Source organism: Kytococcus schroeteri (assembly GCF_002847825.1).
Classification (GTDB): Bacteria; Actinomycetota; Actinomycetes; order Actinomycetales; family Dermatophilaceae; genus Kytococcus; species Kytococcus schroeteri.
The window spans coordinates 1-13,596 of sequence record NZ_PKIZ01000017.1; the positions used below are offsets into that span (position 1 = coordinate 1).

The 13,596-nt window shown below is 72.5% G+C and carries 13 protein-coding genes; 5 read left to right on the forward strand and 8 right to left on the reverse strand.

Annotated elements, in window-relative coordinates; all coding sequences use genetic code 11:
- Positions 1 to 329 (reverse strand): hypothetical protein (locus CYJ76_RS08885; RefSeq protein ID WP_144043064.1); only part of this gene is annotated, 329 nt, incomplete at its 3' end.
- On the opposite strand from CYJ76_RS08885, the gene CYJ76_RS08890 reads away from it, so the two are divergent.
- Positions 304 to 738 (forward strand): DUF6318 family protein, encoded by a 435-nt coding sequence (locus CYJ76_RS08890; protein WP_101849886.1) that lies wholly within the window; start codon positions 304 to 306, stop codon positions 736 to 738. The genes CYJ76_RS08885 and CYJ76_RS08890 overlap by 26 nt on opposite strands.
- Before the next feature lie 182 nt (positions 739 to 920).
- Positions 921 to 1,625: a PKD domain-containing protein gene (locus CYJ76_RS08895; protein WP_101849887.1), complete on the forward strand. Its 705-nt coding sequence runs from the start codon at positions 921 to 923 to the stop codon at positions 1,623 to 1,625.
- Between the two features lie 215 nt (positions 1,626 to 1,840).
- Here CYJ76_RS08895 and hutH read toward each other — a convergent pair whose 3' ends face one another.
- Positions 1,841 to 3,469 carry a histidine ammonia-lyase gene (gene hutH, locus CYJ76_RS08900; RefSeq protein WP_083323604.1) on the reverse strand — a complete coding sequence of 543 codons (1,629 nt, stop codon included), beginning with the start codon at positions 3,467 to 3,469 and terminating at the stop codon, positions 1,841 to 1,843.
- A gap of 104 nt (positions 3,470 to 3,573) precedes the next feature.
- Positions 3,574 to 5,079 carry a sodium/proline symporter PutP gene (gene putP / locus CYJ76_RS08905; RefSeq protein WP_083323607.1) on the reverse strand — a complete coding sequence of 502 codons (1,506 nt, stop codon included), beginning with the start codon at positions 5,077 to 5,079 and terminating at the stop codon, positions 3,574 to 3,576.
- A 173-nt stretch (positions 5,080 to 5,252) separates the two neighbouring features.
- Here putP and CYJ76_RS08910 point away from each other — a divergent pair, with 173 nt between their 5' ends.
- Complete coding sequence (locus CYJ76_RS08910; RefSeq protein WP_070705408.1) at positions 5,253 to 5,993, forward strand: IclR family transcriptional regulator; 741 nt, start codon at positions 5,253 to 5,255, stop codon at positions 5,991 to 5,993.
- Between the two features lie 167 nt (positions 5,994 to 6,160).
- Here the strand turns inward: CYJ76_RS08910 and CYJ76_RS08915 are convergent, their stop codons facing one another.
- Positions 6,161 to 7,468, reverse strand: a complete 1,308-nt coding sequence (locus CYJ76_RS08915) for a Dyp-type peroxidase (RefSeq protein WP_101849888.1) — start codon at positions 7,466 to 7,468, stop codon at positions 6,161 to 6,163.
- 9 nt (positions 7,469 to 7,477) lie between these two features.
- Complete coding sequence (locus CYJ76_RS08920) at positions 7,478 to 8,059, reverse strand: copper chaperone PCu(A)C (protein WP_180802267.1); 582 nt, start codon at positions 8,057 to 8,059, stop codon at positions 7,478 to 7,480.
- Between the two features lie 159 nt (positions 8,060 to 8,218).
- On the opposite strand from CYJ76_RS08920, the gene CYJ76_RS08925 reads away from it, so the two are divergent.
- Positions 8,219 to 9,199: an NAD(P)H-quinone oxidoreductase gene (locus CYJ76_RS08925; protein WP_101849890.1), complete on the forward strand. Its 981-nt coding sequence runs from the start codon at positions 8,219 to 8,221 to the stop codon at positions 9,197 to 9,199.
- A 39-nt stretch (positions 9,200 to 9,238) separates the two neighbouring features.
- Here CYJ76_RS08925 and CYJ76_RS08930 read toward each other — a convergent pair whose 3' ends face one another.
- The 3 genes from CYJ76_RS08930 to CYJ76_RS08940 form a co-directional block, all read right to left on the reverse strand.
- Entirely contained in the window at positions 9,239 to 11,269 is a 2,031-nt protein-coding gene (locus CYJ76_RS08930) for a hypothetical protein (RefSeq protein ID WP_070705550.1), read from the reverse strand.
- Between the two features lie 86 nt (positions 11,270 to 11,355).
- Positions 11,356 to 12,021: an ABC transporter ATP-binding protein gene (locus CYJ76_RS08935; protein ID WP_168168491.1), complete on the reverse strand. Its 666-nt coding sequence runs from the start codon at positions 12,019 to 12,021 to the stop codon at positions 11,356 to 11,358.
- A 118-nt stretch (positions 12,022 to 12,139) separates the two neighbouring features.
- The gene (locus CYJ76_RS08940; RefSeq protein WP_070705552.1) at positions 12,140 to 12,400 is read right to left on the reverse strand and encodes a hypothetical protein; all 261 of its coding nucleotides are present in this window, start codon (positions 12,398 to 12,400) and stop codon (positions 12,140 to 12,142) included.
- A gap of 187 nt (positions 12,401 to 12,587) precedes the next feature.
- Between CYJ76_RS08940 and CYJ76_RS08945 the strand changes: the two genes are divergently transcribed.
- Positions 12,588 to 13,595: a P1 family peptidase gene (locus CYJ76_RS08945; RefSeq protein WP_101849891.1), complete on the forward strand. Its 1,008-nt coding sequence runs from the start codon at positions 12,588 to 12,590 to the stop codon at positions 13,593 to 13,595.
- Position 13,596 lies beyond the last annotated feature (1 nt).

The window sequence follows — 13,596 nt, forward strand, 5'->3', positions numbered from 1 at the left end:
GGTTCGTTGCCCGTGAAGACCGCCGTGCTCGCCGTGTGCGGGGCCCTGTTGGTGGGGGCGTGCTCCTCCGATGCGGAGGGTGGCGGGTCGTCGTCGACCACGCCTGATGCGGTGGAGCCCTCCGCGCCCGTGACCTCGCCGAGTGCCTCGGGTTCCTCGGGGTCGCCGGACGCGCAGGAGTCCTCTGGGTCTCCCACACCGAGCGAGTCCGACTCGGCTGATGCCTCACCCTCGAACGAGTCCAGCCCCCCGCACTCGCCCCGGCCGAGCAAGAGCTCCAGCGAGGTTCCGGCCCCGCCGCCGATGCCGGCCGCCGCGAAGGAGAACACCGCCGAGGGTGCCGAGGCCTTCGCCCGCTGGTACATCGAGACCCTGAGCTACCTCTACGAGCACCCGAAGGCGGGAGTCCTGGACAAGTACGCCGGTGAGGACTGCAACACCTGCGCCCGCCACGTCCGCGTGGTGCAGCAGTCTGCGGAACAGAATGCTCAAGCTGACAAGGTGGTCTATGAAGTGCTCGGGGCGGGGGAGCCTCACAGCATGGGGGATGGCTACGAAATCACCGTGGCGTTCCGCCAGAACGCGAGCGTGATCCGGGACGAGACCGGGTCCGTCGTCGGTAAGACCACGGAGCTGCCGGAGGTCGGATACGTCTTCCGCCTTACCTATGACAAGGGGTGGACGATCGAGAAGATGCACCCCAATGACGCCCCCTACTACGAGCCGGACGCCTCGTGATCACCTTGGCCTTGCTCGCGGCTGTGGCGAACGGGCCCGCCGAGTGTGCGGATGAGTATGACTTCGCATGTCAGGAGTACGACGACGGAGTCTCGACGGGCCTGACGCTGAAAGACCTCGAGCAGCTTGAGGACAAGAACCCGCCGAAGTCCGCGCCGCCGGCGCCCGGGAAGCCTCCGACCTTGTACTACGAATACGTCGTCCAACACACCTGCCCGGGCATCCGCCCCGGACCCGACGAGCACGGCGCGGACTGCAACCTCTCACGCCACGGCTGCGACGGCTACCTCGGCGACGGACCCCTGGTCACCATCTCCGAACGCATCCTGCGCACCCAGGACGACGAGGTCGTCCAAGGCTGGTCGTTCACCGGTGTCACGTGTTACCCCGAGGCCGTCCCCGGCCGGTCCGGGGAAGTGGCCGACAAGCGCATCGCCAAGGCGTTCAAGGTCACGAAGTTCGCCCTACCCGCCCCCACCTGGGACCCGCCCCGCACCGACCCCCTGGTCAACAAACCCGTCTACTTCACCACCACCTTCACCGAGGCCGGCTACGAGCCGAACGAGACCCGCACCATCCCCCCATCACAGATGCTCGGCCACGACCTGAAAATCCTCCCCGAGCTCAAGAACGTCACATACCACTTCGGCGACGGCGACCAGCACGGCCCCACCGTCGACACCGGCGGCGAGTACCCCGACGGCAACATCACCCACACCTACACCAAGGCCGGCACCCTCCACCCCCGCATCACCGCCACCTACACCGGCCGCTACTCCCTGGACAACGGCCCCTGGCGCCCCCTCGGCCTCGAGGTCACCGTGAAGGGCGAACCCACCACCCTCACCCCCACCACCCTGGTCACCCAACTCGTCCCCAACCCCTGACCCGCCCACCCCGGGCGACCCGGCCGACGGCCCACGGGCAGCCGCCGGCGGCCCAAGAGCGTTGAGTCGTCGCGCACCGGGGTCGACACACCCCACCCACCCCAACGAACGACGACCCAACGGGAAGAGCACAGCAGAGCCCAGCGCCGCCCGGCCATGCACCCACGACGGCGCCCGGGGAGGCCTGCTCCCCGGGCGCCGTGGACGGGTCCGCGTCAGCGCAGCGGGCCGGTCACACCCTCGGCCGCGGCCAGGGCACGGCCGGAGGCGATGAACTCCACGGTGGCCTCGATCTCCGGGGAGAGGTAGCGGTCCTCGCCCGGGCCCTGCACGGTCTCGCGCAGCGCGGCGATGACGGCACCCGTGGCCGGCGACGGCGCCACCGGCGACTCGGCCGAGCCACGCTCGACGCCGCGCAGCTCGATGCCGCGCGCGGCGGTGTACAGCTCGATGGCCAGCACGCGGCGCAGCGCGTCCACGGTGCGGCGCAGCTTGCGGGCGGCCGACCACCCCATCGACACGTGGTCCTCCTGCATGGCCGAGGACGGGATGGAGTCCACGCTCGCCGGCACCGCGAGGCGCTTGAGCTCGCTCACCAAAGCGGCCTGCGTGTACTGGGCGATCATCAGACCCGAGTCCGTGCCCGGGTCCTCGGCCAGGAAGGCGTTGAGGCCGTTGTTGCGGGCCGGGTCCAGGAAGCGGTCGGTGCGGCGCTCGGCCACGCTCGCCAGGTCGGCGGCGGGGATGGCCAGGAAGTCCAGCACGTAGGCCAGCGGGGCGCCGTGGAAGTTGCCGTTGGACTCCACGCGGCCGTCGGCCAGCACGGCCGGGTTGTCCACCGCGGCGGCCAGCTCGGAGGTGGCCACCGTCTCGGCGTGGCGCAGGGTGTCGCGCAGGCCGGAGGCCACCTGCGGGGCGCAGCGCAGCGAGTACGCGTCCTGCACCAGGGAGCAGTCGTCCTTGTGGGACTGCACGATGTCGGAACCCGCCAGCACCGCGCGGAGGTTGGCCGCGGAGTCGGCCTGACCGGCCTGCGGGCGCAGGGCCTGCAGGTCCTCGGCGAACACGGCGTCGGTGCCCAGGAGACCCTCGATGCTCATGGCGGCGGTCACGTCGGCCACGCTCGCCAGGTGGCGCAGGTCCGCCATCGCCATGAGCAGCTGGCCGAGCATGCCGTCGGTGCCGTTGATGAGGGCCAGGCCCTCCTTCTCGCGCAGCTCGGCGGGCTCCACGCCCACCGCGGCCAGCGCGGCGCCGGCCGGCTGCACGGCACCGGTGGAGACGCCGCGCTCGTCCACCTGCTCGGCGGAGCCCACGCGCACCTCGCCCTCGCCCATGACGGCCAGCGCGCAGTGCGCCAGCGGGGCCAGGTCGCCCGAGCAGCCCAGCGAACCGAACTCGCGCACCACCGGGGTGATGCCGTGGTTGAGCAGGTCGGCGTAGACCTGCGCGGCCTCCGGGGAGACACCGGTGCGGCCGGTGGCCAGGGTGTGCAGGCGCAGCAGGATCGTGGCGCGCACCACCTCGCGCTCCACCTCGGGGCCGGAGGAGGCCGCGTGGGAGCGCACCAGGCCCACCTGCAGGCGAGAGCGCTTCTCGGTGGGGATGGAGGTGTTGGCCAGCGCGCCGAACCCGGTGGAGATGCCGTAGTGCGGGGTGGTGTCGTCGGCCAGGGCGTCCACGCGCTCACGTGCGGCGCGGATGGCGGCGACGGCCTCGTCACCCAGCTCCACCCGGGCGTCGTGGCGGGCCACGGCGATGACCTCGGTGGGCGTCAGCGGGGCCGGGCTGAGGACCACGGTCTGCGGGGCGTCGGTGGGGGCGGGGGTCGCGATCGGCGTCATGCGCACATCGAACCGCGCCGCCGGGAGCGGGGCCAGCGACGCAGCAGGGGCGGTGTCCCAGATCTGGGACACCGCCCCTGCGGTGGGCGCGGACCGGCCGGGGGTCAGAGACCCGCGATGGCCGCCTGCTCGCGCTTGGTGCGGCGCACGGCCTCGTCGAACTCGGCACGCACCTCCGGGCCGGGCTCCGGCGTCACCAGGGACACCACCACGGCCACCACGAGGTTGAGCACGAAGCCCGGGACGATCTCGTACAGCTCGAAGACGCCGCCCTCGAGGAAGCGACCCCACACGAAGGCCACCGCGGCACCGGTGACCATGCCGGCCAGCGCACCGGCCGTGGTCAGGCGACGCCAGTAGAGCGACAGCAGCACGATCGGGCCGAAGGCCGCACCGAAGCCGGCCCACGCGAAGGCCACCAGCTCGAGGATGGTGTCCGACGGCTTGAGCGAGAGCAAACCGGCGATGACGGCGATGACCAGCACGGCTGCGCGGCCCACGTTGGCACCGGCCGTGCCGTGCAGCTCCTTGCCGGTGACACCCAGGTAGATGTCCTCCACGAGCGCCGAGGACGACACGATGAGCTGGCTGGAGATGGTGGACATGATGGCCGCCAGGATGGCCGCCAGCATCAGGCCCGCGATGAACGGGTGGAAGAGCAGCATGCCCAGGTCGATGAAGACCGTCTCCGGGTCGGCCAGCTTCGCGGCATCGCGCTGGTAGACGCCGATGCCGACCAGCGCGGTGGCGGCGGCACCGAGGCAGGCCAGCGCCATCCAGCCGATGCCGATGCGGCGCGCGGCCACGGCCTCGTGCGGGGTGCGCAGCGCCATGAAGCGCGTGATGATGTGCGGCTGGCCGAAGTAGCCCAGGCCCCAGGCCAGCGAGGACACCAGGCCCATGGCGGTCAGGCCGCCACCGACCATCGTGAGCACGTGCGGGTCCACGGACTTGATGGCGTCCACGGTCTCACCCGGGCCACCCAGGTGGATCATGCCGACGATCGGCACGATGACCAGCGCGGCGGCCATCATCAGGCCCTGCACCACGTCGGTGTACGACACCGCGAGGAAGCCACCCACCAGCGTGTAGAGGATGACGACGCTGGACACGATGAGCATGCCCGTGAGGTAGTTGGTGCCGAAGGAGGCCTGGAAGAAGCGGCCGCCGGCCACCATGCCGGAGGACACGTAGAAGGTGAAGAAGATGAGGATGATGATGCCGGCCGTGATGCGCAGCAGGCCCTTCTCGTCGTCCGTGCGGGCGCTGAAGAAGCTGGGCACGGTGATGGAGTCGTCGGCGACCTCCGTGTAGGAGCGCAGGCGCGGGGCGACGAACTTCCAGTTGACCCAGGCGCCGACGGTGAGGCCGATGGCGATCCAGAGCTCGACGAGGCCGGAGGCGTACAGCGCGCCCGGCAGACCCATGAGGAGCCAGCCGGACATGTCGGCGGCGCCGGCGGAGAGGGCCGAGGCGATCGGGCCCAGGCCGCGGCCGCCGAGCATGTAGTCGCCCTTGTCGGTGGTGCGCGTCATCGACCAGAAGCCGATGGCCACCATCATGGCGAAGTAGAGCACGATGGCAGCGAGTTGCCAGGTTGAGGTGTCCACGGGAGGACCCTCCCTTCGGATGGTGCGTGGATGAGGATGAACGATGTGTTCGGGGACGACGCGGCGGTCGCGCGCGCGTCTGTCTGGGAGAACGGTACGCCGCTCGGGGGCCGCACCCCACCCACGTCGACGGCGATTCCGGTGACGTGCCCAGATCGTGACACCCTCTGCCTGTGCCCCATCCCACACTCCTGGTGCTGCGCGCCCTGTCCCACCACGCCGCGCCCGTGGCCGCCGGGCACCTGGCGCGGGAGACCGGCATCCCCCGGGCGTCGCTCTACCGGGCGCTGGACGACCTGCGTGAGACCGGCTTCGTGACCCACCTGCCCGAGGAGCGCAAGTGGATGCTGGGGCTGGCCGCGCACGAGCTGGGCTTCGCCTCGTCGCGGCAGCAGTCCGTGCAGCGGTTGGGGCAGCCGCTGGTGCGGCGGCTGGTGGACCGGGTGCAGCAGAACGGACACCTGGCGGTGCTGCACGGCACGGACGTGCTCTACCTGGCCGAGGAGCGGGCACCCCGGAGGCCGTCGCTGGTGACCGACGTGGGGGTGCGGATGCCGGCGCCGTGGACCGCGAGCGGGCTGGCGCTGCTGGCCGCGCTGCCGCGGGAGCAGGTGCGGGCGCTGTTCCCCGAGGCGGGGTCGTTCGTGGCGCGCGACGGTGCGCCGAGCACGCCGCGGGCGCTGCGGGAGGCGTTGCAGGCGGTGCGGGCCGACGGCATCGCGCGGGAGCGGGACACCGTGACGCCGGGGCTGTCGTCGGTGGCGGTGGCGGTGGACTCCCCCGGACGCGTGGGGGTGCCCGCGGCGGCGGTGGCGGTGACCTACGAGCACGAGCGCGTGTCCGCCGAGGAGGTGGCCGCGATGGAGGCCGCCACGCAGGAGGCGGCGGCGGAGGTGGCACGCCGGCTCGGGTGAGGGCGGGGCCGGGAGCCCGCTGCCCCCTCGGTGATGTTGAGTCGTCGCCCGTCGGGGTTGGAGCGTGCCCCTGACCCCCAGAAGCGACGACTCAACGGGAGGGGGACGAGAGGGAGGGGGCGAGGGAACAGGACGGGGCGGGCGCTGGGAAGGCGCGTCCGCCCCGGTCAGGAGTCGAGGAGGTGGCTCCCCAGGTAGGCGTCCGCGCCGGCCGGGACACCCGGCAGCACGTGGAACACCGCCGACCCGACGTGCCGGGTCCACTCGTTGAGCGCGTCCTTCTGCGCCATCCGCCGCAGGATGGGCACGAACTGCTCCGCCGGGTCCTGGCAGAACACCACGAAGAACAGTCCGCTGTCCCCGCCCCCGTCGTCGTAGTTGTACGGACGGCGCAGGAAGCGGTGGCGCGGGTTGGCGTCCACCACGCGCCGCACGTGGGCGTCGTGCGGGATGACGGGACGCCCGTCGGGGTGCCGGGCGGTGATGTCCACCGGGTCGCGCTCGTGGCTCCCGGTGAGCGGCGCCCCGCGCGCCAGGTCGCGCCCGATGGCCTCCTCGCGCACCCGCTGCGGTGCCTGGGCCCAGGTGTCCATGGTGAAGCGCACGCGCCGCACGACCATCGCGGTGGAACCGTCGGCCCGGTGCACCAGCCCGGGCAGGTCGCGCTCCCCCGGGTTGTTGGTGCCGTCCACCTGGCCGAAGAGGTTCCGCATCGGGGCACCCGGGCGGGCCATGCCGTGGCTGCGCCGGAACCCGTTCTGCCGCCAGCGCACCACGGCCAGGTCGCGCACGGACGCCACCAGCTGCCCCACGGCGTGCTGCACGGTCAGCGGGTCGTCGCCGCACACCTGCAGCAGCAGCTCGCCGTCGCTCCAGCCGGGGTCCAGCTCGCCGTCGATCGCCACCTCGGGCAGGGGCCGGCACCAGGCGGGGCGCTCCGCCTCGAGCCCGGCGGCCAGGTACGCGCCGAGCCCCCACCCCACGGTGACGGTCAACGATGCGGGGAGCGCCGCCAGCCACGGCTCGGTGTCGGTGAGCGTGCCCTCGCCCCGGGTGAGGCGGTCGATGTCGGCGGTCCACAGCCGCATCACGCGGCGCAGGGAGTCGCGGTCCGCACCCTCGACGAGGTCGAGCGCCACCCACGTGGCGTGCGCGGGCGGCGCGGTGAGCACCCCGGCCTGGGTGCGCCCGCGCGGGTCCACCACGGTGCGGGCCTCGACCGACGCGCCCTCCTCCGGCGATGCGGCGTCGGCCGGCAGGGTGAGCAGGCGGCGCCGCCCGGGCTCCAGCGCGTCGGCCGGACCGGGGGCGAGCGTCTCGGTGCGCGCCGGCACCGCCGCAGGTCGTTCGGTGGCGCGGGCGCCGGCGAACCCGGCCAGGCCGCTGCCGGCCACCACGAGCCCACCGCCGAGCAGGCTGCGGCGCGACGGGCTGGCGGGCCCGCCGGCGGGCTCACGCGGGGTCCGGGAGGTCACGCGCCCTCCTCAGTGCTCGTGGTCGTGGCCGTCGCCGCCGGAGTACTTCTCGCCCCCGCCGTCGAAGGTGCGCGCCTCGGCGGTGAGCGGGTAGGTCTTGCCGTCGGCGTCCTCGAGGGTGATGACCACCTCGTCACCGGCGACGATCGGCTTCTTGACCCCCATCAGCATGATGTGGAGGCCGCCGGGCTCGAGCTCCAGGACCTCACCCGACGGAACGGTCATGCCGCCCTCGACGGGCTGCATGGACCCACCGGCGACCTCGTGGAGCTCGACCGACTCCGCCACGTCCGTGGAACCGCTCACGAAGGTCACGTCCACCGGCAACGGGTTCTGCAGGCGCCCGAAGACGGCCGTCATGTCGTCCTCGGTGGCCTTCACCCAGCCGTCGTACAGGCCGACCGCCCCCACCGGGGGCGGGGACTGGGTCGACGGGTCCTGCGAATCCGAGGCCGCGCCCGAGCTGGTCGCCGCATCGGAACTGGTCGCCGCATCAGAGCTGCTGCCGTCGCCGTCGGAGGCCCCTTCCTGCGAGCAGGCGGTGACGAACAGCAGCCCGGTGGCTGCCAGGGCGATGAGGCGACGGTGCATGGTTTCCTCCACGGAGCGGGTGCGGGTGCGGCCGCCTGCCGCACGAGGACGCCGAGGATACCAAGTTCTACGACGTCGCGTAGTTGTTCTGTCACCCTTCCTCGCGCCGTGCCGCCGACGACTCACTAGGGTCGGGGCACACCCCATCGAGGAGGCACTGTGCGCGCCATCGTGATCGACGACTCCGGCGAGAAGCCGGCCCTGACCCTGTCCGAGGTCGAGGACCCCACCCCCGGCGAGGGCGAGGTCCTCGTGGAGGTGGCGGCCGCCGGCGTCAACCGGGCCGACCTGGTGCAGGCCGCCGGCAAGTACCCGCCGCCGCCCGGTGAGAGCGAGGTGATCGGCCTGGAGGTGAGCGGCCGCATCGCCGCCCTGGGCGCCGGCGACACGGGCGACTGGCAGGTGGGCGACGAGGTCTGCGCCCTGCTGGCCGGCGGCGGCTACGCCGAGCAGGTCGTCGTGCCGGTGGGCCAGCTGCTGCCCGTCCCCGCGGGCGTCGACCTGGTGACCGCCGCCGCCCTGCCCGAGGTCGCCTGCACCGTGTGGTCCAACCTCGTCGATGCGGGGCACCTGGCCGCCGGGGAGACCGTCCTGCTGCACGGCGGTTCGTCCGGCATCGGCACCATGGGCATCCAGGTGGCGCGCGCGCTGGGGGCCCGGGTGGCCGTGACCGCCGGCTCGCAGGAGAAGCTCGACCGCTGCCGCGAGCTGGGCGCCGAGATCCTCGTCAACTACAAGGAGACCGACTTCGTCGAGGCCGTCCGCGACGCCACCGCCGACGGCGTCGACGTGGTCCTCGACCTCATCGGCGCCGACTACCTGGGCCGCAACCTGCAGGCCCTGGCCAAGGACGGCCGGCTCGTCGTCATCGGCCTCATGGGCGGGCGCGAGGGCGAGATCAACCTGGGCCTGATGCTGCAGCGCCGCCTCACCGTGCAGGCCACCTCCCTGCGAGGGCGGCCCCGCCCGGACAAGGCCCGCATCGTGGCGGCCGTGCGCGAGAACCTCTGGCCCCGCATCGAGGCCGGGGAGATCCGCCCGGTGGTGCAGGAGGTGCTGCCGATCACCGAGGCACAGCGGGCACACCAGCTGCTCAAGGAGTCCCAGCACGTCGGCAAGGTGGTGCTGCGGGTGGGCTGAGGTGATCTCGGGGCGGCGCAGCCAACCCCGACACCTTCCTCAGTCCGCCCGACGCCGTTGCCACAGCAGCGTGGCAACCATCACGACCACACACAGGCCAGCCGTCAGGAGCGCGACCAGTGTGACCTCCAGGTAGTTCTGCTGGGTGTAGTCCGCAGTGCCCCCGACGTACGCGAACAGCCACGCCGCGACGAGGGCGATGGGCACGGAGATCACCACCGGCAGGAGCGTGGCCACCATCGTGGTGCGAGCCGCCTCTGCCGGGTCCAGCCCCGCCCGCTCCAGCAGGCGGTGCTCCTGCGCGGATTCCAGGGCACGGTCGCCCAAAGTGCGCAGGAGACCCACCAGAAGGAGTGCTGACGCAGCGAGCACGCCGGTTCGCATCCAGTCGGTGCCCGGGTGCTGGAAGTCGTCGTCCGGCCCCAGCACCTGCATCACCGCCGGCCTCGTGGTGCCCTCGAAGAGCCGTAGGGCATCGGCCGCGTCCCAGTCCAGTGGCCCACTGACGTACACGGTGTCGGACGGCTCCCACCGCTCAGGGTCCCCGATGGCCACGTCCGTGAACAGACGCACTGCATCAGCCCCCTCCGTGGACGCACCCCCACAGGTGTCGACGGGTACGTCCATGCCGAAGAACTCCCGCGCGGCATGGCAGTCGCGAAAGACCACCGCCGTGCCATGACGGGACCCGTCTGCACCCACCCGCGATCGGGCCACCTCTCCGCCCGCCGCCGCAGCCCGTTGCGCCAGGTCATCCGGGAATCGCGCGGGCGCGTCGTCCCAGTAGGCGCTCCAGACCTTGGTCTCCCCCGCCGCCTGGGCGAAGGCGGGGCCGCTCTGGGTGCCGTTGTAGAGGGACACCTCCGATCCCACGATGAACACGAGCACGCCCACGAACGCACCGGCCCTGGCCAGGCGCGTGGCACCACCCCCGAGACGCTTGGCCGCCAGCCACCGGGTGGGGTGGGCCGACCGGGCGAACAGCCGTGCCGCCCACCGTGACAGCACGGGCAGGCCGAGCGGTAGCCCGACGATGACCAGCACGGCACCCCCCATGAGCATGAAGAGCGAGAAGTCGGAGCTGGCGGAGCCCAACCACACGGGCAGGGGGATGGCGACCGCCAGAGCCAGCAGACCGAGGACCAGCGGGGCCAACCCCCAGTCACCGAGCGAGAACCGAGCACCGGCACGTCGCTCCGACGTGCTCGCCGTGGCCGCCCACACCGACCCCAGCAGGACGACCCCGAGCACGACGGGCAGGGCCCACCAGAGGGGGATCCGCGCAGCCGGCAGGAGAAGGGCGTCGTTGCCGGGCCAGGAGTTTCGGTGGCTGAGAGTCAGGCCCCACAGCAGGCCACCCGCCGCGGCACCGAGCCCGCACAGGACAGCCGTCTCGAGGACGACCACCTGCCGGATCGCCACGCGGCTGACGCCCAGCGCCCACAGGTGCCGGGCACGATCCCGGGTGACGCCGGACACCGCTCGCGCCGCCGTGCCCAGGAGCAGCACCGCAGGGAACACCACGAGCGCGAGAACGGACATGAGTCCCGGGATACCTGCCGGCACGTCGAGCGTGGTCTCGGTCCAGGTCACCTTCGACTCGCCGGGCCCGTATCCCGAGATGCGCTCCGACATGTCTCGGTCGAGCTGCTGCCCCTGTGGCGGGCGAGCGATGGCGTAGCCCTCGCTCCGGGAGATCAGGAAGTCGTCCCCGATGACACCCCCCTCACCCGACCCGGCCGTGCTCGGCCGCAACCCCAGGTCCTCGGCCGTCAGCCCCTGCCGCACCAGACCCGGCGAAACCACGGCCTCACCCGGCGCGGGCAACCGGTCCAACCCCGGCGGCACCAGAGCCGGGTCGTCCTCGTGACCGGGGTCGGGCTCGATCCACTGCACCGGAATCTGCCCCACCCCACCGGGAAGCACCGGCATGGTCTTTGCCCAGGTGGCCGTGGCAGGAGCCCCCATCACGGGCTGGCGGGCGCCCAGGTGCGCGTCGGCCAGCACCACCTGCCGCACCAGCATCACCCCGACCAACAGCGCCACCGTGGCCACCACCGAGGAGACCACCAGACTCACCTGACGCCACCGCTGCCGGGGGCTGCCCGACAACGCCAACCCCCGCGCCACCCGCCAGGCAGCACCCCACGACGAACTCACGCCCGCCCCCGCAGGTCCACCACGGCATCACACGCCGCAGCCACCGCCGGATCATGCGTCGCGATCAACGCCCCCACCCCCGTAGCCCGCACCCGCTCAGCGATGAGCTCGATCACCTCACCAGCGGTCACCCGGTCCAGACTCGCCGTCGGCTCATCAGCCACCAACAACACCGCCCCCGGCCGCACCAACGCCCGCGCGATCGACACCCGCTGCGCCTGCCCACCAGAGATCTCGTCCACCGCCTTGTCCGCATGCCCGGCCAACCCCACCGCCGCCAACGACTCCCGCGCCAACCCCAACGCCTCACCCCGCGGCACACCGTCGAACAACAACGTCACCGCCACGTTCTCGGCCACCGACAACTCCGGCAACAAACCCGACTCCTGGTAGGCCACCCCCACCAACTCACGCCGCAACCGCGCACGCCGCCCCGCCCGCGCCCCCGACATGTCCTGACCACCCACCAGCACCCGACCCGACGACGGCCGCTGCATCCCCACCACACACGACAAGATGCTGCTCTTGCCCGACCCACTGGGCCCCATCAACGCCACCGACTCACCCCGCCCCACCCGCAACGAGAAACCCTCCACCACCGGACGGTCATACGAAACACCCAACTCAACGAGCTCCAACGCAGGAACAACCACGACGCGCACCTCACCAGACAAGACGACACAGAACGACAACGAACGGCAGGGACTCCTGACCAGGAGTCAACACCGGACGACAGGAGCGCGGGACGACCACCTGGCCGCCCCGCGCTCCTGCAGGAACTCATCGGCGAGGAACGACCCAGCCCCCACAGTTGTCGATGAGCTTCAGGCGGCAGGAGCGGAACTCCTTGATGCTGGTCGACTGGACCATGTGGCCGCAGGAACCCCCGGCCGAGTCACGCACGAAGGCGGTGTAGCCACCCATGCGGGCCTGCCCTTCCATCTCGTGCCCGTCGGTCGTCGCACTCACCGCAACGTCCGCGGCAGCGGAACCGCCGGTCATGACGAGCAGGGCAGCCGTAGCCGCAGGGATCTTTCGCATGGTGTTCTCCCCGTGAGTGATCGCCCCATGTGTGTGCGAAGGGGCATCGCCATCAAGCCTCACCGTGTGTGTGTGTCAAGCGCTACGCAGCGCTCCGCTTGAGTGTTCGGCAGATGTTCACGCCAGAGATCAGCGGACGGACCCACGACCCGAGGTCCAGGACACCCCACCCCCTACCCTGCGCCCCATGACCTCCCCCGGCAGCATCACCGATGTCCCCGGCCTGCGGGTCGGCCACGCCCAGCGCACCGACGACGGGTGGCGCACCGGCGTCACCGTCGTGCTCCCGCCGCCCGGCACGGTGGGCGCCGTGGACGTCCGCGGCGGAGGGCCGGCCACCCACGAGACCGACGCACTCCACCCGGCCTCGCTCGTCCCCACCGTCGATGCCGTGGTGCTCACCGGCGGCTCGGCCTTCGGACTGGCTTCGGTGACCGGCGTGCAGGCGTGGTGCGAGGAAACCGGGCGCGGCTTCCCGACGCCGGGCGGCATCGTGCCGATCGTGCCCGGGGCCGCGCTCTACGACCTCGCGCGGGGTGGGGTGGTGCGGGACTCCGCCGGCGCCCCCACCCGGCCGGACGCAGCGATGGGGCGGGCCGCCGCGCAGGACGCCGCCGCACAGCCCGAGGGGGCGGAGGTGACCCGCGGGCGGGTGGGCGCCGGCACCGGGGCGCGGGTGATGGGGGCGAGCCGGCCCGGTGGACTGGGCACCGCATCGGTGCGGCTGGGCGGCGACGAGGATGGCGGCGGGCCCGTGGTCGGCGCGCTGGTAGCGGTGAACGCGCACGGCACGCCGGTGACGGTGGACCCGGCCGACCTGTGCGACCCGGTGCCCACCACGGGGGTGCTCAGCGATGCCCCCACCCACCCCGGCGCACAGGACCTGGGTGACTCCCCGGCATCGACCCCGCGGCACGGCACGAACACGACGCTGGCCGTCGTCGCGACCGACCTGGCGCTCACCGTGGCCCAGACCGAGGCCGTGTGCCGCGCCGCGCACGCCGGCATGGCCCGCGCGCTCGATCCGGTGCACAGCCTGGTGGACGGTGACGTGGTGTTCGGCCTGGCCACCGGCACGCGGCCGCTGCCGGAGGACGCCGACGCCGTGACCACCACTCTGCTGCAGGTGCAGCAAGCGGCGGCCACGGCGGTGCAGCGGGCGATCGCCGACGGGGTCTCCCGCCGGCACGGCTGAG

Bases quoted from the DNA above. Each gene is read 5' to 3' on its own strand.
- CYJ76_RS08890 (WP_101849886.1), top strand. From the start codon at position 304: ATGCCGGCCGCCGCGAAGGAGAACACCGCCGAGGGTGCCGAGGCCTTC.
- hutH (WP_083323604.1), bottom strand. From the start codon at position 3,469: ATGACGCCGATCGCGACCCCCGCCCCCACCGACGCCCCGCAGACCGTG.
- CYJ76_RS08920 (WP_180802267.1), bottom strand. From the start codon at position 8,059: ATGCACCGTCGCCTCATCGCCCTGGCAGCCACCGGGCTGCTGTTCGTC.
- CYJ76_RS08940 (WP_070705552.1), bottom strand. From the start codon at position 12,400: ATGCGAAAGATCCCTGCGGCTACGGCTGCCCTGCTCGTCATGACCGGC.
- CYJ76_RS08945 (WP_101849891.1), top strand. From the start codon at position 12,588: ATGACCTCCCCCGGCAGCATCACCGATGTCCCCGGCCTGCGGGTCGGC.